The sequence below is a fragment of the Cellulomonas sp. Leaf334 genome, from assembly GCF_001424195.1.
GTDB lineage: Bacteria > Actinomycetota > Actinomycetes > Actinomycetales > Cellulomonadaceae > Cellulomonas.
The window spans coordinates 592,678-617,863 of the sequence record NZ_LMOO01000001.1; the positions used below are offsets into that span (position 1 = coordinate 592,678).

A 25,186-nucleotide genomic window follows, 5' to 3' on the forward strand; every position below is an offset into this window, starting at 1 on the left:
TCGGGGTGGAAGTACCTCGCCGACAGCGCGGCCTGCACGGAAGCGTCCGCGTCGTCGCTTACCGTGGTGCTCATGCGACCCGAGGTGACCACCGGCGCCCCTGCCGAGGGGCCCGTGCCGCCTCCGACCCCGGATCCCGAGGCCGAGGTCGACCTCCCCCAGATCACCATGCTCACCGAGCCTGCCGACGGCATCCCCCCGGTCGTGGAGACGCCCGAGGCCCTCGCCGCGGTCGTCGCCGCGTTCGGCGCAGGCACCGGGCCGGTCGCCGTCGACGCCGAACGCGCCTCGGGATATCGCTACGGCCAGCGGACCTATCTGGTGCAGCTGCGGCGCGAGGGCGCCGGGACCGCCCTCATCGACCCCATCGCGGTGCCCGACCTCTCGGCGCTGTCCGAGGCGCTGGTCGGTGTCGAGTGGGTGCTGCACGCCGCCTCGCAGGACCTGCCCGGGCTCGCCGAGCAGGGGCTGCGGCCCAGCCGGGTGTTCGACACGGAGCTCGGCGCGCGGTTGCTGGGCCTCGACCGCGTGGGGCTCGCCGCGGTCGTGGCCGACGCGCTCGGGCTGGGCCTGGCGAAGGAGCACTCGGCGGTCGACTGGTCCACCCGCCCGCTGCCGTCGGAGTGGCTGCGGTACGCGGCGCTCGACGTCGAGGTGCTGGTCGAGCTCCGTGAGGTGCTGGCCGAGCGCCTGGCCGTCGCGGGCAAGGCCGAGTGGGCCGCGCAGGAGTTCGAGGCCGTCCGCACCGCACCGCTGCCGCCCCCGCGGGTCGAGCCGTGGCGGCGGGTCTCCGGCCTGCACGCCATCCGCGACGCGCGTCGCCTGGCCGTCGTCCGCGAGCTGTGGCTCACGCGCGACCAGAACGCTCGCACCCGCGACATCTCCCCCGGCCGCGTCCTGCCCGACCACGCGATCGTCGCCGCGGCGCAGGCCCTCCCGCGCTCGGTCCCGGAGCTGACGGCGCTCCCGGCGTTCGCCGGCAAGGGCACCCGACGCCGGGCGGCCCTGTGGCAGGCGGCTGTCGATCGTGGTCTGGCGACGCCCGACGCCGACCTGCCGTCGGTGCGCGGCCCCAAGAGCGACGCACCGCCGCCGCCCCGGGCGTGGGCGGAGAAGGACCCTGCTGCCGCTGCTCGCCTCGTCGCGGCGCGCGAGGTGGTCGTCGCCCTGTCCACCACCCACGAGGTCCCTGCGGAGAACCTGCTGCAGCCCGACCTGCTGCGCCGGCTGTGCTGGACGCCGCCCGCCGTCCTGGACGTCGAGGGCATCTCGGGGTTCCTGCGGGCCGGCGGCGCCCGGCCCTGGCAGATCGGGCTCGTCGCGCAGCCACTCGCGGACGCGTTCGAGGCCCTCCCGCACGACTGACGCCGGTGTTACTCTGGAGTAACTTACGGCTGGCCACGCCCGGGAGACCCGGGTAGCGTCGGCCGTCGCGGGCCCGCTCTCGCGTGCTCGTCGGACACCGCCGTCCCGCCCTGGAGGCTCGATGCCCACCGATACGTCGCGGCCCGCCGCCCGATCCCCCCGCCCCGCAGCACTGGTCCGCCGCGTCGTGTTCGTCGACGGGGTCCGCACCCCGTTCGGGCGCGCGCGCAAGGACGGGCTGTACGCCCACACCCGCGCCGACGACCTCTCGGTCAAGACCGTCCGCGAGCTGCTCCGGCGCCACCCCGAGCTCCCGCCCGAGCGCATCGACGAGGTCGCCATCGCGGCGACCACGCAGCAGGGCGACCAGGGTCTGACCCTCGGCCGCACGGTCGGCGTGCTGGCGGGTCTCCCCCGGTCCGTCCCCGGCTACGCGATCGACCGCATGTGCGCCGGCGCGATGACCGCGGTGACGAACACGGCGGCCGCGATCGGCTTCGGCGCGCAGGACGTGGCGCTGGCCGGTGGGGTCGAGCACATGGGGCACCACCCGATGGGCTTCGACGCCGACCCGAACCCGCGGTTCCTGTCCGAGCGGCTCGTCGCCAACGACGCGCTCAACATGGGGGTCACGGCGGAGAACCTGCACGACAAGTTCCCCGCGCTGACGCGCGAGCGGGCCGACGCGTACGGAGTCGCCAGCCAGGACAAGTACGCCGCGGCGCTGGCCGCCGGCAAGATCGAGCCGGACCTGGTCCCCGTCGCGCTGCGGGACCCGGAGCACGGCTGGGGCCTGGCCACGGCCGACGAGCCACCGCGGCCGGGCACCACGGTCGAGGCGATCCAGAAGCTGTCCACGCCGTTCCGGGCCGGCGGCCGCGTGACGGCCGGAACGGCCGCTCCCCTGACGGACGGCGCCGCGTCGTGCCTGCTCGCCGCCGAGGAGACGGCCGCCGAGCTCGGTCTGCCCACGCGCATGCGGATGGTGTCCTTCGCGTACGCCGGCGTCGAGCCCGAGATCATGGGCATCGGCCCGGTCCCGGCCACCGTCAAGGCGCTCGACCGGGCCGGTCTGTCCATCGAGGACATCGGCCTGTTCGAGATCAACGAGGCGTTCGCCGTCCAGGTGCTCTCGTTCCTCGACGCGTTCGGCATCGCCGACGACGACCCCCGCGTCAACCAGTACGGCGGTGCGATCGCCGTCGGCCACCCGCTGGCCTCGTCGGGCGTGCGCCTGATGACGCAGCTGGCCCGCCAGTTCGAGGAGAACCCGGACGTCCGCTTCGGCCTGACCACCATGTGCGTCGGTCTGGGCCAGGGCGGCACCGTCATCTGGGAGAACCCGCACCACGCCGACTACGAGCCTCTCGAGGGGACGACCGCCAAGTGAGCACCTCCACGGAAGCGCGCGCCGAGCGCGTCTCGCACGCCATCGCCCGCGACGTCATCCTGCCCGGCGGCGCCGGCACCCTGGTGCTCGTCACCATCGACAACGGCCTCGACCACACCAAGCCGACGACGCTCGGCCCGCTGGGCATCGCCGAGCTGACCGCCACGCTCACCGCCGTCCAGGCGCGCGTCGCGGCCGGCGAGGTCGCCGCCGTCGCGGTCACCGGCAAGCCGTACTACCTGGCCGCCGGCGCCGACCTCACGCAGATCGGCACCGTCCCCGGCCGCGAGGGGTCGCTCGAGCTCGGGCGCAACGGGCACCGCGCGTACGAGCTCCTGCACACGATGGGCGTTCCGACGTTCGCGTTCGTCAACGGCGTCGCCCTCGGCGGTGGCCTCGAGCTCGCGCTGAACTGCGACTACCGGACGGTCGCCTCCGACGTCCGGGCGCTGGCCCTCCCGGAGACCGGGCTCGGCCTGGTGCCCGGCTGGGGCGGCGCGTACATCGTGCCGCGGCTCGTCGGCATCGAGAAGGCGCTCGACGTCATCCTCACGCGGCCCGCGGCCAACAAGCCGTTCGCCGCGGTCGAGGCGACGACGATCGGGCTGATGGACGTCGTGCTCGACCCGGCGGACTTCCTCGAGGAGTCCATCCGCTGGGCTGCCCGCGTGGTCACCGGCGAGGTCGTCGTGCCCCGTCGCGAGCTCGACAGCGCGGAGGTCTGGGACGGTGTCGTCGCTGCGGCCCGCCAGCGCCTGGATGCGGTGATCAACCGGTCCCGGCCCGCGCCCTACCGCGCGCTCGACCTGGTCGCCGCCGCGCGCACCGCGTCCCGCGAGGAGGCCTTCGCGGCCGAGGACGAGGCGCTCGCCGACCTGATCATGAGCGACGAGATGCGCGCCTCGGTGTACGCGTTCGGGCTCGTGTCCGGCGGCAAGAAGCCCGTCGGCGCCCCCGACCGGTCGCTCGCGCAGCCCGTCACGCGGGTCGGCATCGTCGGCGCCGGGCTCATGGCCGCGCAGATCGCGATGCTCTTCGCGCAGCGCCTCGGCGTCCCGGTCGTCATGCGCGACCTCGACCAGGAGCGCGTCGACAAGGGTCTGGCCGCCGTGAAGTCGTCCGTGGACCGCCTCACGTCGACGGGTCGCATGAGCGTGTCCGCCGCGAGCAGGCTCATCGGCTCGATCCACGGCACGACCGACCTCGCCGAGTTCGCGACCTGCGACCTCGTCATCGAGGCGGTCACCGAGATCCTCGACCTGAAGAAGAAGGTGTTCGCGGAGCTGGAGACCGTCATCTCCCCGACGACGATCCTCGCGACCAACACGTCCGCGCTGTCCGTGACCGCGATGGCGGCCGACCTGCAGCACCCCGAGCGCGTCGTCGGGCTGCACTTCTTCAACCCCGTGGCCGCGATGCCGCTGGTGGAGGTCGTGCAGGCCGAGAAGACGTCGCTCGAGGCGCTCGCCACCGGGTTCGCCGTCGCGGCGAAGCTGCGCAAGACGGCCGTCCTCGTCGCGGACCGTCCCGGCTTCGTCGTCAACCGGCTCCTCGTGCTGCTGCTCGGCGTGATCGTCGACGCGGTCGAGAAGGGCACGCCGGTCGAGGTCGCGGACCGTGCGCTGCGTCCGCTCGGCCTGCCGATGCCGCCCTTCGAGCTGTTCGACCTCGTCGGACCCGCCGTCGGGCTGCACGTGCTGACGTCGCTGCGCGAGGAGCTGGGCGACCGGTTCCCGCGCTCCCCCGGACTCGAGAAGCTCGTGGCCGAGGGCACGACGGTGGTCCTGCCCGCGAAGGCGAAGGGCTTGCCCAAGCCGGTCGACCCCGCGATCCAGGCCGCGTTCAGCGAGACGACAGGGACCGGCCTCGACGAGGCCGGCGTGCTCGACAGCGTGCTCACCGCGCTCACGGTCGAGGTGGGCCACATGCTGGAGGAGGGCGTCGTCGCCACCCCGCAGCAGATCGACCTGTGCATGATCCTGGGCGCGGGCTGGGGCTTCCACCTCGGTGGGCTCACCCCGTACCTGGACCGCACCGGCTACTCGGAGCGCGTGCTCGGCCGACGGATCCTGCCCGACGGCGTCGCGAACGTGCCCGCCGTCTAGAAGACGCTCAGCCCCCGGTCCCGGAACGTCGCGCGCACGCGCTCGACGAGCTCCGGGGTCGGGGGTTCTGTCTCTCCCAGCTCGTAGCGCATCCCCAGTGCATCCCACTTGTCGCGGCCCATCTGGTGGAACGGCAGCACCTCGACGCGCTCGACGACGTCGCCGAGGGCCGTGACATGGTCCGCGACGGCCGCGACGTTCTCCGGGTCGTCGGTCAGCCCGGGGACGAGGACGAACCGCACCCACGTGCGCGTGCCGCTCTCGCGCAGGCGCTGCCCGAAGTCCAGCGTCGGCTGCAACGCCCGGCCCGTGACGCGGCGGTACGTCTCCGGCAGCCCGGACTTGATGTCGAGCAGCACCAGGTCGACGTCCGCCAGCATCGCGTCCGTGCACTGGCTGCCCAGGAAGCCCGACGTGTCCACCGTGGTGTGCACGCCCATGGCCTTCGCCCCGCGCAGCAGCCGCGCGACGAACGCCGGCTGCATCAGCGGCTCACCACCCGAGATCGTCAGACCGCCGCCCGTCGCCGTGAAGACGGTCCGGTACCGGGCGACCCGCGCGAGGATCTCGTCGGCCGTCACGTCCGTCCCCCGGCGCATCTGCATGGTGTCGGGGTTGTGGCAGTACAGGCACTGCAACGGGCAGCCGGCCAGGAACACGGTCAGCCGCGTGCCCGGCCCGTCGACGGCCGTGACCAGCTCCCAGGAGTGGACGGACCCGATCGACCCGGATCGGACCGCCGCCATCTTCGCCGCGTGGTCGAGCTCGACCGACGACAGTCCCGCCGTCCCCGACCGGGACCTGGGCAGACCCAGGTGCACGGTCGGCCACGGCGCCGCGTCGTGCACCTGGGTGGTCATGACCGCGTCAGACCGATCCGTGGAACGTGCGGGACAGCACGTCGAGCTGCTGCTCACGGGTGAGCCGCACGAAGTTCACGGCGTAGCCCGACACCCGGATGGTCAGCTGCGGGTACTCCTCGGGGTGCTCCATCGCGTCCTCGAGCGTCTCGCGGTTCAGCACGTTGATGTTCAGGTGGTAGCCCGACGACATCATGTACGCGTCCAGCAGGCCGACCAGGTTGGTCACCTGCTCGTCGCGCGTGCGTCCCAGTCCGGTGGGGATCACCGACGACGTCAACGAGATCCCGTCCATCGCCTCGGCGTACGGGAGCTTCGCCACGGACAGTGCGGAGGCGAGCATCCCGTGCGAGTCCCGGCCGTTCATCGGGTTGGCGCCGGGCGCGAACGGCTGGCCGGCCTTGCGCCCGTCGGGGGTGTCGCCCGTGGACTTCCCGTAGACGACGTTCGACGTGATGGTGAGCACCGACTGCGTGTGGATCGACTCGCGGTACGTGGGGGTGCGACGGATCTTCGCCATGAACGTCTCGACCAGCCGGACGGCGATGTCGTCGGCCCGGTCGTCGTCGTTCCCGTAGGTGGGGAAGTCGCCGTCCACCGTGTACTCGGTGACCAGGCCGTCGACGTTCCGGACCGGGTGCACCTCGGCGTGCTTGATGGCCGAGAGCGAGTCGGCGACGACGGACAGGCCAGCGATCCCGCACGCCATCGTCCGCAGGACCTCCCGGTCGTGCAGCGCCATCTCGAGCCGCTCGTACGCGTACTTGTCGTGCATGAAGTGCACGCAGTTGAGCGCGTCGACATAGGTCTGCGCGAGCCAGTCGAGGGTCACGTCCAGCTTGGCGACGACGTCGTCGTAGTCCAGCAGGTCACCGGCGACCGCCGGCGCGACCGGGGCGACCTGCTTGCCGGTGAGCTCGTCACGACCGCCGTTGATGGCGTAGAGCAGGGCCTTGGCCAGGTTCACCCGGGCGCCGAAGAACTGCATCTGCTTGCCCACGCGCATGGGCGAGACGCAGCACGCGATCGCGGCGTCGTCGCCCCACGACTCACGGATGAGGTCGTCCGACTCGTACTGCAGCGCGGAGGTGTCGATGGAGACCTGCGTGCAGAACCGCTTGAACCCGTCGGGCAGCCGGTCCGTCCAGAACACCGTGAGGTTCGGCTCCGGTGCCGGTCCCAGGTTGTAGAGCGTCTGCAGGTACCGGAACGAGGTCTTGGTGACCAGCGTCCGTCCGTCCTGCCCCATCCCCCCGAGGGACTCGGTCACCCACGTGGGGTCGCCGGAGAACAGCTCGTCGTACTCGGGGGTGCGCAGGAACCGCACGATCCGGAGCTTGATCACCAGGTCGTCGACGAGCTCCTGGGCGTCCTGCTCGGTCAGCCGGCCCGCGGCGAGGTCGCGCTGCAAGTACACGTCGAGGAACGTGGAGGTACGTCCCAGCGACATCGCCGCACCGTTCTGCTCCTTCACCGCACCGAGGTAGGCGAAGTACAGCCACTGCACGGCCTCGCGAGCGGTCGTCGCCGGACCGGAGATGTCGTAGCCGTAGGACGCTGCCATGACCTTGAGCTCGCCCAGCGCGCGGATCTGCTCGGCGTTCTCCTCACGGTCACGGATGACCCGCTCCGACGAGCGCTCGAGGTCCAGCTCGGCGCGGTCCGTGCGCTTGGCGGCGATGAGCGCGTCGACGCCGTACAGGGCGACCCGGCGGTAGTCGCCGATGATCCGACCGCGCCCGTAGGCGTCCGGCAGACCGGTGATGAGGTGCGCCGAGCGGGCCGCGCGGACGTCCGGCGGGTAGACGTCGAACACGCCGTCGTTGTGGGTCTTGCGGTACTTGGTGAAGATCTCGCCGACGACCGGGTCGGGCTCGAACCCGTAGGTCTCCAGCGCCTTCTCGACCATCCGGTAGCCACCGTTGGGCATGATCGCGCGCTTCAGGGGCGCGTCGGTCTGCAGGCCCACGATCAGCTCGTTGTGCCGGTCGATGTAGCCGGGCGCGTGCGACGTGATCGTCGACGGCGTGTGCTGGTCGACGTCGTGGACGCCGCGGGCGCGCTCGGCCGGGAACATCGCCGTCAGCCGCGCCCACATCGCCGTCGTGCGCGCCGTGGGACCGGCCAGGAACGAGGCATCACCCGTGTACGGCGTGTAGTTGCGCTGGAGGAAGTCCCGCACGTCGATCTCGCCCGTCCAGGGCCCGTCGGCGAAGCCGCGCCACGCCGGCTGCAGCGCGGGCTGGGAAGGTGCGTTCACGGACAGGGTGCTGGTGGACATCTGTTGCTCCTCCGACGGTGGTCGATATCTCGACGCTACGGAGGCAGTGATCCCATGTCTCGGGACGAAAGACCCTAAGTCCCTGGTGAGCCGATCGACAGCCGGGTCGCCGTCCTTACCGATGGGACGGACGACTCACTCTCAGGCGGGCCGGCCGAGAGCTGCGAGGGTGTCCCGGGCGATGTCCGCGGGCCGCAGCCGGAGCTCGGTGACCAGCTGCTCACGGGTGGCGTGGTCGAGGAACGCGCGAGGGATCCCGACGGCCTGCACGGGCGTCCCGATGCCTGCCTCGCGGGCCCGCTGCGCCACCAGCGACCCGAGGCCGCCGTCGACGACGCCGTCCTCGATGGTGACTACGTGGTCGTGGTCCCCCACCAGCTTGGTGAGCGCCGCCGAGACGGGCATGACCCACCGCGGGTCGACGACAGTGACGCGCAGACCGTGCGCCGCGAGCAGCTCCGCGGTCTCGAGCGCGGTCGGCGCCATGGCGCCGTAGCCGACGACGAGCACGTGCTGCGCGTCGGTCGGACCGTCGTGCCGGGCCAGGACGTCGACGCCGTCGAGGTGGTCGACGGCGGGCACCGGGTCGACGAGCGCGCCCTTCGGGTAGCGGACGACCGTGGGGGCGTCGTCGACGTCGACCGCGGTGCGCAGCGCGTCGCGCAGGGTCTCCTCGTCACGCGGCGCCGCCAGCCGCAGGCCCGGGACGACTCCGAGCATCGCCATGTCCCACATGCCGTTGTGGCTCGCGCCGTCGGAACCGGTCAGCCCGGCACGGTCGAGCACGAACGTGACGCCGGCCCTGTGCAGCGCGACGTCCATGAGCACCTGGTCGAACGCGCGGTTGAGGAACGTGGCGTACACCGCGACGACGGGGTGCAGCCCCCCGAAGGCCATCCCGGCAGCGGACGTCGCGGCGTGCTGCTCCGCGATCCCGACGTCGAACACCCGCGTCGGGAACTCCGCCGCGAACGGGGCGAGCCCGACCGGCTGGAGCATGGCCGCGGTGATGGCGACGACGTCCGGGCGCCGACGGCCGATGCGCACGAGCTCGTCGGCGAAGACGCTCGTCCACTCGAACCGCGACGGTGCGACGGGCAGCCCGGTCTCCGGGTGGATCTTGCCGACCGCATGGAACCGGTCCGCGACGTCCTGCTCGGCCGGGACGTATCCGCGGCCCTTCTCGGTGATGACGTGCACGATCACAGGCCCGCCGAACGCCTTGGCGTTGCGCAGGGCCTTCTCGACAGCGCGCACGTCGTGCCCGTCCACCGGGCCGACGTACTTGATGCCCAGGTCCTCGAACATGCCCTGCGGCACCAGGACGTCCTTGAGCCCGCGCTTCATGCCGTGCAGCGCGTCGTACGTCGCACGGCCCGGCGCGCCGGACCGGCGCAGCGTGCGCTTGCCCCAGGAGAGGACGTTCTCGTAGCCGCGCGTGGTGCGCAGCGTGTCGAGGTGGTGCGCCAGGCCCCCGATGGTCGGCGCGTAGGAGCGGCCGTTGTCGTTGACCACGACCACCAGACGACGGTCCTGCCCGGCGGCGATGTTGTTGAGCGCCTCCCAGGCCATCCCGCCCGTCAGGGCACCGTCACCGATGACCGCCACGACGTGCCGGTCACCTCGGCCCTGCAGCTCGTTGGCCTTGGCGATGCCGTCGGCCCAGCTGAGCGCGGTGGAGGCGTGCGAGTTCTCGACGACGTCGTGCTCGGACTCCGCCCGGCTGGGGTACCCGGACAGCCCGCCCTTGCTGCGCAGCTGCGAGAAGTCGCGGCGGCCGGTGAGGAGCTTGTGCACGTACGCCTGGTGGCCGGTGTCGAACACCATGGTGTCCAGCGGCGACTCGAAGACCCGGTGCATCGCGATCGTCAGCTCGACGACGCCAAGGTTCGGTCCGAGGTGCCCCCCCGTGCGGGAGACCTGGTCCACCAGGAACGTGCGGATCTCGGCGGCGAGGTCGTCGGCCTGGCGCGAGGTGAGCCGGCGCACGTCGTCCGGGGAGCTGATGCGGTCCAGCTGACCCATGGTGGTGCCTCCTCCTCCGGTGTGCGGCGACGATGCCGCACCGTGCGGACGCCGAAAGCTTGTCCACACTGTAGGCCGACCCGGCGGTGCCTACGCGCTGACGCAGGTCAGGGCCGTGTGGAGGCCCCGTGAAGACGGCCGCCGGACCGACTACCATGGACCGGAAAGGGGGAAACCCATGCGCTTCCTGCCCGGCCACGCGGCCACCTCCGACCTCACCTACGGAGACGTCTTCCTCGTCCCGTCGCGTTCCGAGGTCACCTCCCGTTTCGACGTCGACCTCACGGCCGTCGACGGCACCGGGACCACCGTCCCGATCGTCGTCGCCAACATGACGGCCGTCGCCGGCCGCCGGATGGCCGAGACGGTCGCCCGACGCGGCGGCATCACCGTCCTGCCGCAGGACGTCCCGACGGACGTCGTCGCCGAGGTCGTCGCCTCGGTCAAGGCGCGGCACCCGGTCATCGAGACCGCCGTCGTCGTCAGCCCGCACGACACGGTGCACACCGCGCTGACCCTCATCGGCAAGCGCGCGCACGGCGCCGCGGTCGTGGTCGACGACGGGAAGCCGGTCGGTGTCGTGACCGAGGCGGACTGCCAGGGCGTCGACCGCTTCACGCAGGTCGACCAGGTCATGACCGCCCACCCGACCACGGTGGACCTCGCGATCGTCGAGCAGGGCGGTCTGCGCGGCCTCGAGGCGGCGTTCGAGAAGCTGCACGTCTCGCGCCGCAAGTTCTCCCCCGTGGTCCGCGACGGCGAGCTGGTCGGCGTCCTCACCCAGGTGGGCGCGCTGCGGTCGTCGATCTACCAGCCGGCCCTCGACGTCGACGGACGCCTGCGCGTCGCCGCGGCCGTCGGGATCAACGGCGACGTCAAGCAGAAGGCGCTCGAGCTGCTGGAGGCCGGGGTCGACGTCCTCGTCGTCGACACCGCGCACGGGCACCAGCGCAAGATGCTCGACGCGCTCGGGGCGGTCCGCTCGCTCGACCCGCAGGTCCCCGTCGTCGCCGGCAACGTGGTCACCGCCGAGGGCACGCGGGACCTGATCGCGGCGGGCGCGGACATCGTCAAGGTCGGCGTCGGGCCCGGGGCCATGTGCACCACCCGCATGATGACCGCCGTCGGACGGCCGCAGTTCTCCGCGGTGCTGGAGTGCGCCGCCGAGGCACGTCGCCTGGGCAAGCACGTCTGGGCCGACGGAGGCGTCCGCCACCCGCGCGACGTCGCCCTGGCCCTCGCGGCCGGCGCGTCGCAGGTCATGGTCGGGTCCTGGTTCGCCGGCACGCACGAGTCCCCGGGGGACCTGCACGAGGACGGCAACGGCCGCCTGTACAAGGAGAGCTTCGGCATGGCGTCCGCGCGTGCCGTGGCCGCCCGCACGCGTGGCGGCTCGGCGTTCGACCGGGCGCGCAAGGCGCTCTACGAGGAGGGCATCTCGTCCTCCCGGATGTTCCTGGACCCTCGCCGCCCCGGTGTCGAGGACCTCATCGACCACATCACCGCGGGCGTGCGCTCCGCGGCGACCTACGTCGGTGCGACGTCCCTCGACGAGCTCCACGAGCGTGCCGTGGTCGGCATCCAGTCGGCCGCGGGCTACGAGGAGGGGCGCCCGCTGCCCGACGGCTGGTGAGCGGCATGCGTCCTGTCCTGGTGGTCATGCATGCCCCGCACGAAGGCCCCGGGCTGATCGCGCGCGGTCTCGACGCACCCGTCCGCGTCCGCACCGTCCTCGACCTGGACGACGCCCGGCTCCCCGCCCTCGACGAGGTGTCCGGGGTGGTCGTCATGGGTGGTCCGATGGACGCCGACGACGTGGCCGGTCATCCCGGTCTGGCCGCCGAGCGCAGGCTGCTCGCCGCGGCGGTCGACGCCGACGTGCCGGTGCTCGGGGTGTGCCTCGGCATGCAGCTGCTGGCCATGGCCCTCGGTTCCCCGCTGCACCTGCGCGCCGCCACCGAGATCGGGTTCGCGCCGGTCGACATCGTGGCGGAGGACCTGATGCTGGGCGCGCTCGGCGAGCGGCCGACGGTGCTGCACTGGCACTCCGACACCGTCGACCTGCCGGTCGGAGCCACGCTGCTGGCCTCGACGCAGGCCACGCCGGTGCAGGCGTTCCGGGCCGGCAGCGCACTGGGCGTGCAGTTCCACCCCGAGCTCGACGACGGGATGCTCGACCTGTGGCTCTCGACCCCGGACATGGTCGGGGACCTGTCCCCCGACGAGATCGACGAGATCCGCGCGGCGGGCGCCGAGCACCTGCCCGGGCTCGTCCCCGCCGCGACGAAGATGTTCGCCGCGTTCGGAGAGCTCGCGCGGGCTCGCGGATGACGGGACCGACGCCGGAGGTGCGTGGGGCGCGCGCCGAGCTGCTCGACCTGTGCGCCCGGGGCCTCGACTGGCGCGTCGACCCGGCCCGGGTGCTGGAGGACCCCTCGACGGCCCGGCCGGCCGCGGTGCTGGTCCTGTTCGGGGTGCTCGACGCGACCCCGTCGCGGACCGACGACCCCGTGGTCGCCCGCGATCTCGACGTCCTGCTCCAGCGGCGCTCCCGGACGCTCGGCCACCATGCCGGGCAGATCGCCTTTCCCGGCGGCCGGCTCGAGCCGGTCGACGCCGGCCCTCGCGAGGCAGCCCTCCGGGAGGCGGTCGAGGAGGTCGGGCTCGAGGCGTCGGGCGTCGAGGTCCTCGGTACCCTGCCGTCGATGCCCGTGCCCGTGAGCAACCACCTGGTCACGCCCGTCCCGGCGTGGTGGACACGACCGTCGCAGGTCGCGGCCGTCGACCACGCCGAGACGGTGGACGTGTTCCGCATCCCGGTGGCGGACCTGCTGGAGCCGGCCAACCGGGCGAGCGTCGAGCACACGCGCTGGGGCCGGACCGTCCGCACGCCCGCGTTCACCGTCGGTGGCGTGCTGGTCTGGGGGTTCACCGGCATCGTCCTGGCGAGGATGTTCGACGCCCTCGGCTGGGCCGTGCCCTACGACGTGCACCGCGTCGTGCAGGCCCGCTGACGTGGTGCATCCCGTCCCCGAGATCGAGGTCACGGCCGACCTCGCGCGCACGCTGCTGGTCGAACAGCATCCCGACCTCGCCGGCCTGCCGCTGACCTGGGCGGGCACGGGATGGGACAACGCGCTGTGGCGCGTCGGCGACCACCTGACCGCGCGGTTCCCCGTGCGGGCGGTCGCCGCGCCGATGGTGGTCCACGAGCAGCGCTGGCTGCCCGTCCTCGCGCCCCGGCTCCCTGTCGACGTACCGACGCCCGTCCGCGTCGGCATGCCGTCGTCCACCTACCCGTGGCCGTGGAGCGTCGTCCCGTGGTTCGACGCCGTCGCCGCGCACCACACCGGCGTGGCGAGCCGCTCGCGGTGGGCGTCGCAGCTGGCCGAGGTGTTCGTCGCGCTGCACCGCGCAGCCCCGCACGACGCCCCGGTGAACCCGTACCGCGGCGTGCCGATCGCCCCGCGCGAGCAGCCGCTGCGCGAACGGCTCGAGAAGCTCGCACTGCCCGACACCGACCGCATCCTCGAGCGCTGGCGTGACCTGGCCGCCGCCCCCCCGTGGGACGGTCCGGCCCTGTGGCTGCACGGCGACCCCCACCCCGCCAACCTCCTGGTGCACGACGGCCGGCTGCGCGCGGTCATCGATTTCGGCGACGTGACGTCCGGCGACCCGGCGTCCGACCTGTCGACGGCGTGGCTGACCTTCGACGCCGACGGCCGAGCGGCGTTCCGGGAGCGGCTGGCGCCCGACGACGCGACGTGGCGACGTGCGCAGGCCTGGGCGCTGCACATGGCGGTGGTGCTCCAGATGCACCCGGTCGACCACCCCACCCTCGCGGAGATCGGGCGGCACGGGGTCGCGCAAGCGCTCGCCGACTGACCCGGCGGCATACTGGTCCGATGGCGAACGAGCCCAACAAGACCGTCGCGACCGACGCAGACGTCGACGCGTTCCTCGCTGCCGTGGAGCACCCGGTGCGTCGCCGGGACGCGCTCCGCCTGGTCGAGCTGATGAGCCGCGTGACGGGTGAACGGCCGCAGCTGTGGGGACCGAGCATCGTCGGCTTCGGCAGCTACCACTACAGCTACGCGTCGGGCCGCCAGGGCGACGCGATCGCCGCGGGGTTCTCCCCGCGCAAGGCCTCGACGACGGTCTACCTCGCCGACGGGGTGGAGGCGCACGCCGACCTGCTCGCGCGCCTCGGTCCGCACACGAGCTCGGTGAGCTGCGTCTACATCAAGGACCTCGACAAGGTCGATCTCGGTGTCCTCGAGGAGGCCGTCCGCCGCTCCTATGCCGTCGTGACCGCGGAGGGCTTCGGCAACGCCGGGTGAGTGTCGGCGCCCGCACCTAGCCTGGCCGGGTGCCGCACCGACCTCTGGGTGTCCTCGGGGTGCCGTCCAGCGCCGCCGCGCACGCCCCCGGCCTCGAACGCTCCCCCGCCGCCCTGCGCGCCGCGGGGCTGGTCCCCGCCCTGGAACGCTCCGGTCGTCGTGTGGTCGACCACGGCGACACGACGCCCGCCCGCTGGCGCCCCGACCCGCCCGAACGCACCAACCCCCACGACGTGGACCGGGTCGCCACGGTCCTGCAGGAGGCCAGGTCCGCGCTGGCGCCGGTGCTCGCGGCGGGACAGGTCCCCGTCGTGCTCGGCGGCGAGTGCACGGTGACCCTCGCGGTCCTCGCCGCGTGCGCGGACGCCGGGCTCGACGTGGGTCTGGTCTACGTCGACGGTGGGCAGGACCTGCAGCTCGCCGCGGACCACCCGGAGGAGCCCATCGCGGACTCGATGGGAGTGGCTCACCTGCTGGACCTGCCGGGCACCCACGACGCCCTCGCGGGGCTCGGGCCGCGTCGCCCGCTCCTGACCGCGGACAGGCTGTGCTTCGTCGGGTACGCCGACGACGAGGAGGACGTGCACGGTCTCGTCCCGTCCGTCCGGATCCCCGCGTCGTCCGTCCTGGCGGACCCGGGCTCCGCCGCACGGCGCGCCGTCGCCGCCGTCGGCACCGGCTTCCTCGTGCACCTCGACGTGGACGTCCTGGACATGTTCACGCTGCCGCTCGCCGACGTCCCGCAGTACGGGAGGGGGCTGACCCCGCCGGTGCTGACCGACCTGCTCGCCGCGCTCGTGTCCACCCCCGGCTGGTCCGGCCTCGTCGTCGCCGAGGCGAACCCCGACCGCGACGACGAGCACGCGACGTCGATGCGCACCCTCGTCGGCCTGCTGGAGGCTGCACTCACCCCCGCCTCCTGAGACCACGGCCCCACGAGGAGGTCCCGCAGGGGATGATGTCCGCCGTGACCGACGCCCCGACCACCGCCGCCCCCGCACCGGCCTCCGGCCTGCGCCCCTGGCTGCGCGACCTCGGTGCCGTCGTGGCCCGGGGAGCACGGCTCTGGGTCCGCTCGTGGCCGCTGCTGCTGGTGATCGCGCTGCTCGCCGTGGCCGCGCGGCACGCCGCCGGATGGGCGGCCGTCAACGCCTCCACCGTGAACAACACGCTCGGATGGGCGGTGCTCGTGCTCGCGCCGTTGAGCATGGTCGCCGGCATCGTCGCCATGCTGCACGTGCTGCGCCGTGACCTGCCCGCGCTGGCCGCCATCGGTCGGGCGCGCGGCCCCGCGGACGCCGCGTCCGGGCACGAGCGCGGCCTGGTCGACGTGCTCGCCTCGGTGTTCGTCCCGTTCCTCGCGCTGTACGCGTCGTACGGGCTGCTGGACGAGGACCGGTCGAGGTTCCTCAACACGGCGGCGTTCCGGGAGTTCCGGGAGAACGGGTTCTCCCTGACCGGTGAGCGTCCCGACGGCGGGTTCGCTGAGCTCGCCACCGGGTGGAGCCTGATCGCCCTCGTCGTGGTGGCGGTCGTGCTCCGCTGGCTGCTCGGCCGGTGGGAGGGGCGGAGCCACCGCCGTGCGCTCGCCTTCGCCGGTGCGTATGTCGAGGCGTTCTGGCTGCTGGCCGTGGCGGCGGTCGCGTCGGACCTCCTCGACGAGCTCTGGTCGTGGGTCGAGAGCCGGCGTGCCGTGTCGATCGTGCTGGACTGGTGGCTCACCGCGCTCGACGCGCTCGGCCCGGTCGCCGCGCCGGTCGACGCCGTCGTCGACGTGGTGGCCGGCGTGCTGGGCAACCTCGACGACCTCGTCGTCATCCCGCTCGCGTGGCTCACCGTGGGCGCGGTCGTCTACGGGCACAAGCTGGCGGCACCGGCGCCGCTGCGGCCGCGCGTTCGCCTGGCCGCGTGGCAGCGGGTGCCGGCCCCGGTGCGTCGCTGGACGACCGAGGCCGCCGCACCCGTCGTCGGCGACGTCCGGGGCCGCTTCACCGCACTCACCGACGGGCTGCGCCGTCTCGCGGTCGCCGGACTCGGGCCCATGCTGGTGTTCGCGCTCGCGTTCCTCGCCGCGACCCGCATCGAGGAAGGGATCCTCCTGCTCGGCCGGGCCGTCGTCGGTCCGCAGGCTCTCTTCACGTGGCTCGCGTTCGTGCCCATGGTGGCCTCCGTCGCGACCGCCGTCGGCCTGACGGTGACCATGGCGCTGCTCGCGGCCGGCGTGGACCGCATCCTCGCGGGCCAGGCGGCCGCCGCGACACCGGAGCCGGTCGGGACCGAGGTCTAGCCGGGCACCTCGAGCAGCAGGTACTGCGGCTTCTGCCACCACAGCACCACCTCGGTGACCTCGGTCCCCTCGGGGACGACGACCACCCGGGAGACGGACCACGTGTCCGGGCGGGGTGGTTCCTCGGGGTCGCTGAGCTTGTCGTCGAGTTCGCCCAACGACGCCCGCGGACCGGGGGTGTCCTCGGGGACGCACGGGATCACGGCCTGGAACGCACCCCAGGCGTTCGCCACGTAGTCGTACCGCGCGCCGTTCGCGTCGCGCACCGCGAGCACGCACCCAGAGATCACGCTGTCCGGGTCGGCGCTCAGGGTCAGGTCGACCTGCACCGCTCGGGTGCCGTCCGGCAGCTCCATCTCGTCGGGCAGGGTCGTCGCGTCACCGACCTCGTCGAGGCGCACCTGCACGTCGATCGGCAGGGTGCCGCCCACGCCGTCGTACACCCGCTGGTGGAAGTCGCCGGTCCCGCCGGCAGCGACCGTGGTCGGGCGACGCAGGTCCTGCTCCCACCACAGGGTGCGGACGCGGTCACCCGACGCGACCAGCGCGAGGGCGAGCGCGACGGGCAGGGCGACCAGGGCCCACCGGTTGCGGCGCCACCACCCGGCGGGCGCCTCCCGGGGCGACGTGACGGTCGGGGTGCTCACGGCTGCTCCGGCGGCTCGTCGGAGCGCGGGGGCACCGGCACGGGCGTGTCCTGCGCCGCCCACGCGTCCGCGTCGGCCTGCGTGAGGCCCAGGTCGATGTCGGCGAGGTCGTCGGCCCGCTGGTCCTCCTGGTTCAGCCCGATGCGCAGGTGCGCGCCCGGCAGGGCCTCGGGCGGGACCTCGACGCTCACGGTGGCGTAGCGCGGCACACCGGGCTGCGCCGTCCCGGCCAGGAACGAAGAGCGTCCGCTCGTGAACACCGTGTAGGTGCGACCGTCGCCGCCGAGGAGCTCCGCGAAGGAGAGCAGGCGCGGCTGCCCGCTCGCCACGATGGTCAGGGGGACCGTGAGGAACACGCCGGGCGTGGAGAGCAGCGACGAGGCGGCGGGGCTCACGACGGTCGAGCCGGTCGGTTCGCCGACCGTCAGCCGCGCGTAGCGGAGCTCGACCGTCTCACCGACGACCGTCGGCCGGACGAACGGCGCCGACACGCGGTCGTCGACCGGGAAGGCGCTGACGACGACGTGGCCGACGGCCAGTGCAGCGAGCACGGCCGCAGCCGCGCCGACGGTCTGCCCGCGGGACCGGCGCACCCGGGTGGCGGGAACGACCGGTGCCGTGGGCTCGGGAACGCTCACGACTCGCCCTCCGCGTCCGCGTCCGAGCGGGCCTCGCGGACGTCGAGCTCGCCCCGCAGGGTCGTCGTGGGCTCCCGCCAGCTGACGGTGTCGTCGAGGATGCCGGTGCCCCACGTCTGCCGCTGCACGAGCACGGTCGCGCTCGTCGGCGGCGCGACGGACCCGTCCTGCTCGAACAGGAACGCGGCCTCGTAGGTCAGACCCGGCTGCACGGGGCTGAGCGACGAGCCGTCCTCGAGGAGCGCGATCGAGCTGGCCGCCACACCCGGGGTCAGCGTCCCGGGCTTCTGCACGAGGCCGTCGACGTCGGTGAGCGTGAGTGCGTCGCCCAGGGTGTTCCCCAGGACACCCGCGTCGGTCGTGTTGCGCACGGTGGTGACGACCCCCACCCAGCGGTTGCCGTCCTCGGACAGGTACTGCCCCGGCAGCTCCGTGGTCCACACGACGCGGTGCACGGTCAGCTCGAACGGCGCGACGTCGACGGGGGCGTCGACCACGAGCACCTCGGGGCCGTCCTGCGTCTGCTCGCGCAGACCGCCGAACGCCGCCGTGACCGCCAGGAGCACGACCGCACCGCCGATCCCGATGCGCCGCAGCGGCTGGTCGAGGGCGCGACGCGCGACCTTGCTGCCGCTCTGCCGCGCACGGGCGCGCAGGTCGGGCGGGGCGGCGGGTCCGGACACGCGCCCGAGTGTAAGGCCCGCGCAGCCACGGACGCCGCGAGCCCGGCCCGCGTGGACGGGGACCGGGCTCGCGGTGACGCGGGTGTGTCAGGCCTTGACGAGCGACCGCAGCACGTACTGCAGGATGCCGCCGTTGCGGTAGTAGTCCGCCTCGCCGGGGGTGTCGATGCGCAGGACCGCGTCGAACGCGACGACCGTGCCGTCGGTCTTCGTCGCCGTGACGGCCAGGGTGCGCGGCGTGGTGCCCTCGTTGAGCGCGGTCACACCCGTGATGTCGAACGTCTCCGTGCCGTCCAGGCCGAGCGAGTCGGCCGACTCACCCTCCGGGAACTGCAGCGGCAGGACGCCCATCCCGATGAGGTTCGAGCGGTGGATCCGCTCGAAGCTCTCGGTGATGACGGCCTTGACGCCCAGCAGGCTGGTGCCCTTGGCGGCCCAGTCGCGCGACGAGCCGGAGCCGTACTCCTTGCCGCCGAGGACGACCAGCGGGATGCCCGCCTCCTGGTAGGCCTGCGACGCGTCGTAGATAGACGACTGCTCACCGGTGAGCAGGTTCGTGGTGAACCCGCCCTCCACCCCGGGGACCAGCTGGTTGCGCAGGCGGATGTTGGCGAACGTGCCGCGGATCATGACCTCGTGGTTGCCGCGGCGCGAGCCGTAGGAGTTGAAGTCACGCCGACCCACCCCGTGCTCGGCCAGGTAGAGGCCCGCCGGGCTGTCGGCCTTGATCGAGCCGGCCGGGCTGATGTGGTCGGTGGTCACCGAGTCGCCCAGCTTGGCCAGCACGCGAGCCCCGTGGAAGTCCACGACCGGCGCCGGCTCGGCCTGCATGCCCTCGAAGTACGGGGGCTTGCGGACGTACGTCGACTGGGGGTCCCACTCGAACGTGTCGCCCTCGGGCGTCGGCAGCGCGCGCCACCGGTCGTCCCCGCTGAACACGTCCGCGTAGTCCTTGGTGAACATCGCGCGGTCGATCGACGCGTCGATCGTGGACTGGACCTCGTCCGGCGTCGGCCAGATGTCCCGCAGGAAGATCGGCTGACCGGCCTCGTCACGGCCCAGCGGGTCCGCCTCGAAGTCGAAGTCCATCGTCCCGGCCAGCGCGTAGGCGATGACCAGCGGCGGGGACGCCAGGTAGTTCATCTTGATGTCGGGGTTGATCCGCCCCTCGAAGTTGCGGTTGCCGGACAGGACCGCGGCCACCGCGAGGTCGTGCTCCTGCACGGTCTCCGAGACCTTCTCGTCGAGCGGGCCGGAGTTGCCGATGCAGGTGGCGCAGCCGTAGCCGACCAGGTGGAAGCCGAGCTTCTCGAGGTACGGCCACAGGCCGGCCTTCTCGTAGTAGTTGGTGACGACCTGTGAGCCCGGCGCCATCGACGTCTTGACCCACGGCTTCGCCGTCAGGCCCTTCTCGACCGCCTTCTTCGCGACGAGGGCCGCAGCGATCATCACGGACGGGTTCGACGTGTTGGTGCAGCTGGTGATCGACGCGATCGCGACCGCGCCGTGGAACAGGTCGAACGACCGGCCCTGGGTGTCGGTCGTCGGGTAGACGCGGGTCGCCGACGACGTGATCGCGGGCGAGTCGGACGCGGGGAACGACTCGCGCTCGGCCTCGTCGACCCCGTTGGTGACCTCGGGGGCGTACGTCGGCAGGTCGCGCTGGAACTGCTCCTTGGCCCGCGACAGCTCGATGCGGTCCTGCGGGCGCTTCGGGCCGGCGATCGACGGCACGACGGTGGACAGGTCGAGCTCGAGGTACTCCGAGAACACCGGCTGGACATAGCCCTCCGACGTCGGGTCGAGCCACATGCCCTGCTCCTTGGCGTACGCCTCGACCAGAGCGAGCTGCTCCTCGGAACGACCGGTCAGACGCAGGTACTCGATCGTCACGGAGTCGATCGGGAAGATCGCGGCGGTGGAGCCGAACTCGGGGCTCATGTTGCCGATGGTCGCGCGGTTGGCCAGCGGCACGGCGGCGACGCCCTCGCCGTAGAACTCGACGAACTTGCCGACGACGCCGTGCTGACGCAGCTTCTGCGTGATGGTGAGCACGATGTCGGTCGCGGTGACCCCGAGCGGGATGGTGCCGGTGAGCTTGAAGCCGACGACGCGCGGGATCAGCATCGACACGGGCTGGCCGAGCATGGCCGCCTCGGCCTCGATGCCGCCGACGCCCCAGCCGAGCACGCCGAGGCCGTTGACCATCGTGGTGTGCGAGTCGGTTCCGACGCACGTGTCGGGGTAGGCCTTGCCGTCGCGGACCATGACACCGCGGGCGAGGTACTCGATGTTCACCTGGTGCACGATGCCGGTGCCGGGCGGGACGACCTTGAAGTCGTCGAACGCCGTCTGGCCCCAGCGCAGGAACTGGTAGCGCTCGAAGTTGCGCTCGTACTCGAGGGCGACGTTCCGCTCGAACGCGTCGGCGCGACCGGCGACGTCGATCTGCACGGAGTGGTCGATGACGAGCTCGGCGGGGGCCAGCGGGTTGATCCGGCTGGCGTCTCCGCCCAGCTCGACGACGGCCTCGCGCATGGTGGCCAGGTCGACGACGCACGGCACGCCGGTGAAGTCCTGCATGATCACGCGGGCGGGCGTGAACTGGATCTCGGTGTCGGGCTGGGCGTCCGGGTCCCACTCGGCGAGGGCGCGCACGTGGTCGGCCGTGATGTTGGCGCCGTCCTCGGTCCGCAGGAGGTTCTCGGCGAGGACCTTGAGGCTGAACGGCAGGCGCTCCACCCCCGGGACGGCCGAGAGCCGGTACACCTCGTACGAGGCGTCACCGACCTCGAGTGTTCCCTTCGAACCGAAGCTGTCGACGCTGCTCACGGGGGGCTCCTTCGCTGGCGAGTCTGCCGGTGGTGCTGCCGGGGATGGGTAGTCACCCGGACCGCTGGGCGGTGCGACCTCTCAGCCTAGGTGGCCGGGGTCGCGATTTATCTCGACATCAAGATACATGCTCGCGGGCCCCTGCGCACGCGAGTCCACGTCGGGCGTGGCGCGTGCGCAGGGGCCCGCGGGACCCGCGCTCAGCTCCGCGCGGCCTGCTCCGCGTCGACAGCGTCCTGCGCCTTGCGCTCCGCCTCGATCGCACGCTCGTGCGACCGCGGGTCGTACTCGGGCGTGCCCTGCTTGTGCAGCTCCTGGGTGACCAGCCGCTTGGCCTCCGCCAGCCGGCTGACCGCGTCCTTGTCGCTCACGGTGTCGCTCCTCCCTGCCGGGCCGGGTCCGGTCCGGCGACGCGTTCCACGCTAGTCCGGCACCCCGGGCCCCGCACCCAGTCAGCGGGTCAGGACGGCCACGGCCTCGACGTGGTGCGTCATCGGGAAGAGGTCGTAGGCCTGCAGGTCCGCGAGGGCGTACCCGGCGTCGGCGAAGAGCGCGATGTCGCGGGCCAGCGCGGCCGGGTCGCACGCCACGTAGACCACGCGCTCGGGACGCAGCTCGGTGATCCCGGCGACGACCTTGCGGCCGGCACCTGTCCGCGGCGGGTCGAGCACGACGGCGTCCGCGTGCACCACGTCGGAGTCGGCGTCGACGCGCCCGGTGAGCACCTGGGCGACGTCCCCGGCGTGCAGCTCGACGTTGCGACGGTCGTGGAGGTTACGACGGGCGTCCTTCACGGCTCGTGCGTCGCCCTCGACCGAGATCACCTCACCGCTCTCCCCCACGGCGTCGGACAGCGGCGCCGTGAACAGACCGGCACCGGAGTACAGGTCGAGGACCGCGGCCCCGTCGACGTCACCCAGGCCGGCCAGCACCGCGGCGACCAGCAGCTCGGGCGCCTCGCGGTGGACCTGCCAGAAGCCCGCACCTGCCACCCGGAAGTCGTACCCGACCGCACCGTGCCGCACGTGCTCCTTGACCGCCGTGCGGGCGTTGGGCCGGCCGTCCATCCGTCCGCGGCCGATGTCGAACGGCGCACCGTCGACCAGGACGAGGGGTGCGTCGCCGCTCGACGGGGCGATCGCCTCGACCCGCGCGCCGCCGGACCAGCGACGGCCGAACAGGTCGAGCGCCGCGATCGCGTCGCCGGCCAGCGGCATGGAGTCCAGCAGGTGGATGTCGTGCGACCGGAAGCCGTGCATGCCTGCACGACCCTCGGCGTCCGTGACGAGGTCGATGCGCGTACGCCACCCCAGGCCACCGCGCTCGTCGTCACCGGGAGCCGCCTGCACGGGCACCTCCAGGTCGAGCTTGGCCAGACGACGCAGCTGCTCGGCGAGCACCGCCGTCTTCCACGCCCGCTGGCCCGCCAGGGACACGTGCGCGAGCTCCCCACCGCCCACGCCACCGGCGCCGGCCGCGGGCCACGCGGACTCGACCCGGTCGGGCGACGCCTCCAGCACCTCGACCGCGTCGGCACGCCAGAACTTCGCGGTCTCCCCCGCGTCGGTCAGCCGCGCCCGGACGCGCTCGCCCGGGAGGGTGTGCCGGACGAAGATGACGCGGCCCTCGTGACGAGCCACGCAGTGCCCGCCGTGGGCCACGGGGCCGACCTCCAGCTCGACGAGCTGGGCCGTGCTGTCGGAAGACGTCTCAGTAGCCACGCGGAACCGTACCCCGGACCGGCTCCTCCAGCCCCGTCTGCCCCTCGGAGGACGCCAGCTGCCACGGCACGGACGCGACGACGACACCCGGCGTGAACAGCAGCCGGCCCTTGAGCCGCAGCGCCGACTGGTTGTGCAGGAGCTGCTCCCACCAGTGCCCGACCACGTACTCGGGGATGTAGACCACGACCAGGTCGCGCGGGCTCTCGCGTCGGATCGAGCGCACGTAGGTGAGCACCGGACGGGTGATCTCCCGGAACGGCGAGTCGAGCACCCGCAGCGGCACCGGGATGTTCAGCGCCTCCCACTGCTCGCGGAGCACAACGACGTCCTCGGGGTCGACCCCGACGGTCAGCGCCTCCAGCAGCTGCGGGCGCGACGCGCGCGCATAGGCCAGCGCGCGCATCGTCGGCCGGTGCAGGTGCGACACCAGCACGATCGCGTGCACGCGGCTGGGCAGCGCCCGGGCGGCCTCGGCGTCGGTGCCCAGCGCCAGCTCGGCGCGCACCAGGGCGTAGTGGCGGTGGATGGACTGCATGAGGACGTAGATGATCACCATCGCCAGGATCGCGATCCAGGCCCCGTGCGTGAACTTCGTGACGAGCACGACGACGAGCACCGTCGAGGTCATCGCCAGGCCGACCGAGTTGATGACCCGGGACCGCTTCATCCGCGTGCGCCTGGCCGGGTCCGGCTCTGTGCGCAGGTGCCGTGTCCAGTGCCGGACCATGCCCAGCTGGCTCACGGTGAACGAGACGAAGACGCCCACGATGTAGAGCTGGATCAGCCGGGTGACCTGCGCGTCGAACGCCCAGATGAGCGCGATCGCGACGAGCGCGAGGGTGACGATGCCGTTGGAGAACGCCAGCCGGTCGCCACGCGTGTGGAGCTGGCGGGGCAGGTAGCCGTCGCGCGCGAGGATCGAGCCGAGCACCGGGAACCCGTTGAAGGCGGTGTTGGCCGCGAGCACGAGGATGAGCCCGGTGACGATGGCCACGAGGACCGCGACGACCGGCACGCCCGAGAACACCGCGGACGACAGCTGGCTGATCACGGGGTGCTGCACGTAGCTCTCCCCCACCGGCACGCCGTTGTCCAGCAGCTGGGTCTGCGGGTCGTCGGCGAACACCACCCCGGTCGCCCGGGACAGCAGCAGGATCGACATGATCATCACGATCGAGAGGCCACCCAGCAGCGCCAGGGTCGTCGCCGCGTTCTTCGACTTCGGCTTCTTGAACGCCGGCACGCCGTTGCTGATCGCCTCGACACCCGTGAGGGCGGCACACCCGGACGCGAACGCCCGCAGGATCAGGAAGAACCCGGCGAGCCCGGTGAGGCCCTGGTCGAACGCGGCGTCCGGCGCCAGCTCGTAGCCCGAGCTCTCCGCCATCGTGAGGTTGCCCGTGAGCAGCTGGATCGAGCCGATGACGGCGATCGCACCGATGGCCAGCATGAACAGGTAGACCGGCAGCGCGAACAGGCTGCCCGACTCCTTCACCCCCCGCAGGTTGGCGACGGTCAGGAGCACGACGAGGCCGATCGCGAACGTCGCCTCGTGCCCGCGCAGCGCCGGGAACGCGGACGCGGCGTACTGGGCGCCCGAGGAGATCGACACGGCGACCGTCAGGACGTAGTCCACGAGCAGCGCGCTGGCCACGGTGACACCGGCGTTCTTGCCGAGGTTCGTCGTGGCGACCTCGTAGTCGCCGCCGCCGGACGGGTAGGCGTGGACGTTCTGCCGGTACGACGCGACGACGACGACCATCACCGCGACCACGGCGAGGCCGACCCACGGGGAGATGACGAGCGCCGCCATCCCGGCGAGCGAGAGCGTCAGGAGGATCTCGTCGGGCGCGTACGCCACCGACGAGAGCGCGTCCGACGCGAACACCGGGAGCGCGATGCGCTTCGGCAGGAGCGTGTGACCGAGCCGGTCGCTGCGGACGGGACGTCCGAGCAACAGGCGTTTGGCGGCATCCGAGAGGTCCGACACGATCCGCAATGCTAGGCCC

General features: G+C 72.7%; 20 protein-coding genes. 10 read left to right on the top strand and 10 right to left on the bottom strand.

Going from position 1 to position 25,186, the window contains the following annotated elements; genetic code table 11:
* Positions 1–72: 72 nt before the first annotated feature.
* The 3 genes from ASF78_RS02710 to ASF78_RS02720 all read left to right on the top strand — a co-directional run bounded on the left by ASF78_RS02710 (position 73) and on the right by ASF78_RS02720 (position 4,860).
* Positions 73–1,365, top strand: a complete 1,293-nt coding sequence (locus ASF78_RS02710) for an HRDC domain-containing protein (protein WP_082494927.1) — start codon at positions 73–75, stop codon at positions 1,363–1,365.
* A 121-nt stretch (positions 1,366–1,486) separates the two neighbouring features.
* Positions 1,487–2,755: a thiolase family protein gene (locus ASF78_RS02715; RefSeq protein ID WP_056584624.1), complete on the top strand. Its 1,269-nt coding sequence runs from the start codon at positions 1,487–1,489 to the stop codon at positions 2,753–2,755.
* Entirely contained in the window at positions 2,752–4,860 is a 2,109-nt protein-coding gene (locus ASF78_RS02720) for a 3-hydroxyacyl-CoA dehydrogenase NAD-binding domain-containing protein (protein ID WP_056584626.1), read from the top strand. Before ASF78_RS02715 ends, ASF78_RS02720 begins: the two co-directional genes overlap by 4 nt.
* On the opposite strand, the gene pflA is transcribed toward ASF78_RS02720, so the two are convergent.
* The 3 genes from pflA to dxs all read right to left on the bottom strand — a co-directional run bounded on the left by pflA (position 4,857) and on the right by dxs (position 10,026).
* On the bottom strand, positions 4,857–5,720 hold the full coding sequence (gene pflA / locus ASF78_RS02725; RefSeq protein ID WP_056584629.1) for a pyruvate formate-lyase-activating protein: 864 nt from the start codon (positions 5,718–5,720) through the stop codon (positions 4,857–4,859). The two genes, ASF78_RS02720 and pflA, sit on opposite strands and share 4 nt — an antisense overlap.
* A gap of 7 nt (positions 5,721–5,727) precedes the next feature.
* Positions 5,728–8,001, bottom strand: coding sequence for a formate C-acetyltransferase (gene pflB, locus ASF78_RS02730; RefSeq protein ID WP_056584632.1), 2,274 nt, complete (start codon positions 7,999–8,001; stop codon positions 5,728–5,730).
* Between the two features lie 141 nt (positions 8,002–8,142).
* Complete coding sequence (gene dxs, locus ASF78_RS02735; protein WP_056584635.1) at positions 8,143–10,026, bottom strand: 1-deoxy-D-xylulose-5-phosphate synthase; 1,884 nt, start codon at positions 10,024–10,026, stop codon at positions 8,143–8,145.
* Positions 10,027–10,204: 178 nt separating this feature from the next.
* Between dxs and ASF78_RS02740 the strand changes: the two genes are divergently transcribed.
* From ASF78_RS02740 to ASF78_RS02770, 7 genes are read left to right on the top strand one after another with little or no spacing between them, the layout of a single operon-like run.
* Positions 10,205–11,659: a GuaB1 family IMP dehydrogenase-related protein gene (locus ASF78_RS02740; RefSeq protein ID WP_056584638.1), complete on the top strand. Its 1,455-nt coding sequence runs from the start codon at positions 10,205–10,207 to the stop codon at positions 11,657–11,659.
* A gap of 5 nt (positions 11,660–11,664) precedes the next feature.
* Complete coding sequence (locus ASF78_RS02745) at positions 11,665–12,357, top strand: type 1 glutamine amidotransferase (protein ID WP_056588019.1); 693 nt, start codon at positions 11,665–11,667, stop codon at positions 12,355–12,357.
* Positions 12,354–13,040 (top strand): CoA pyrophosphatase, encoded by a 687-nt coding sequence (locus ASF78_RS02750; RefSeq protein WP_056584642.1) that lies wholly within the window; start codon positions 12,354–12,356, stop codon positions 13,038–13,040. The genes ASF78_RS02745 and ASF78_RS02750 overlap by 4 nt, the downstream gene beginning before the upstream one ends.
* A 1-nt stretch (position 13,041) precedes the next feature.
* A complete protein-coding gene (locus tag ASF78_RS02755; protein ID WP_056584645.1) occupies positions 13,042–13,911 on the top strand; it encodes an aminoglycoside phosphotransferase family protein in 870 nt (289 codons plus the stop codon).
* 20 nt (positions 13,912–13,931) lie between these two features.
* Positions 13,932–14,366, top strand: coding sequence for a DUF1801 domain-containing protein (locus ASF78_RS02760; protein ID WP_056584648.1), 435 nt, complete (start codon positions 13,932–13,934; stop codon positions 14,364–14,366).
* Between the two features lie 29 nt (positions 14,367–14,395).
* Positions 14,396–15,289, top strand: a complete 894-nt coding sequence (locus tag ASF78_RS02765; protein ID WP_056584651.1) for an arginase family protein — start codon at positions 14,396–14,398, stop codon at positions 15,287–15,289.
* 44 nt (positions 15,290–15,333) lie between these two features.
* A complete protein-coding gene (locus ASF78_RS02770) occupies positions 15,334–16,653 on the top strand; it encodes a hypothetical protein (RefSeq protein WP_156374012.1) in 1,320 nt (439 codons plus the stop codon).
* Here ASF78_RS02770 and ASF78_RS02775 read toward each other — a convergent pair.
* From ASF78_RS02775 to ASF78_RS02805, 7 genes are all read right to left on the bottom strand, one after another.
* Complete coding sequence (locus ASF78_RS02775; protein WP_056584657.1) at positions 16,650–17,300, bottom strand: hypothetical protein; 651 nt, start codon at positions 17,298–17,300, stop codon at positions 16,650–16,652. The genes ASF78_RS02770 and ASF78_RS02775 overlap by 4 nt on opposite strands.
* Positions 17,297–17,938 carry a hypothetical protein gene (locus tag ASF78_RS02780; RefSeq protein ID WP_156374013.1) on the bottom strand — a complete coding sequence of 214 codons (642 nt, stop codon included), beginning with the start codon at positions 17,936–17,938 and terminating at the stop codon, positions 17,297–17,299. Before ASF78_RS02780 ends, ASF78_RS02775 begins: the two co-directional genes overlap by 4 nt.
* A complete protein-coding gene (locus ASF78_RS02785; protein ID WP_056584663.1) occupies positions 17,935–18,621 on the bottom strand; it encodes a hypothetical protein in 687 nt (228 codons plus the stop codon). The genes ASF78_RS02780 and ASF78_RS02785 overlap by 4 nt, the downstream gene beginning before the upstream one ends.
* An 87-nt stretch (positions 18,622–18,708) precedes the next feature.
* The gene (gene acnA / locus ASF78_RS02790) at positions 18,709–21,453 is read right to left on the bottom strand and encodes an aconitate hydratase AcnA (protein ID WP_056584666.1); all 2,745 of its coding nucleotides are present in this window, start codon (positions 21,451–21,453) and stop codon (positions 18,709–18,711) included.
* Between the two features lie 200 nt (positions 21,454–21,653).
* Complete coding sequence (locus tag ASF78_RS02795) at positions 21,654–21,824, bottom strand: hypothetical protein (protein ID WP_056584669.1); 171 nt, start codon at positions 21,822–21,824, stop codon at positions 21,654–21,656.
* 81 nt (positions 21,825–21,905) lie between these two features.
* Positions 21,906–23,174, bottom strand: coding sequence for a class I SAM-dependent RNA methyltransferase (locus tag ASF78_RS02800; protein ID WP_056584673.1), 1,269 nt, complete (start codon positions 23,172–23,174; stop codon positions 21,906–21,908).
* Positions 23,164–25,167 carry an APC family permease gene (locus ASF78_RS02805; protein ID WP_056588022.1) on the bottom strand — a complete coding sequence of 668 codons (2,004 nt, stop codon included), beginning with the start codon at positions 25,165–25,167 and terminating at the stop codon, positions 23,164–23,166. Before ASF78_RS02805 ends, ASF78_RS02800 begins: the two co-directional genes overlap by 11 nt.
* Positions 25,168–25,186: the final 19 nt, after the last annotated feature.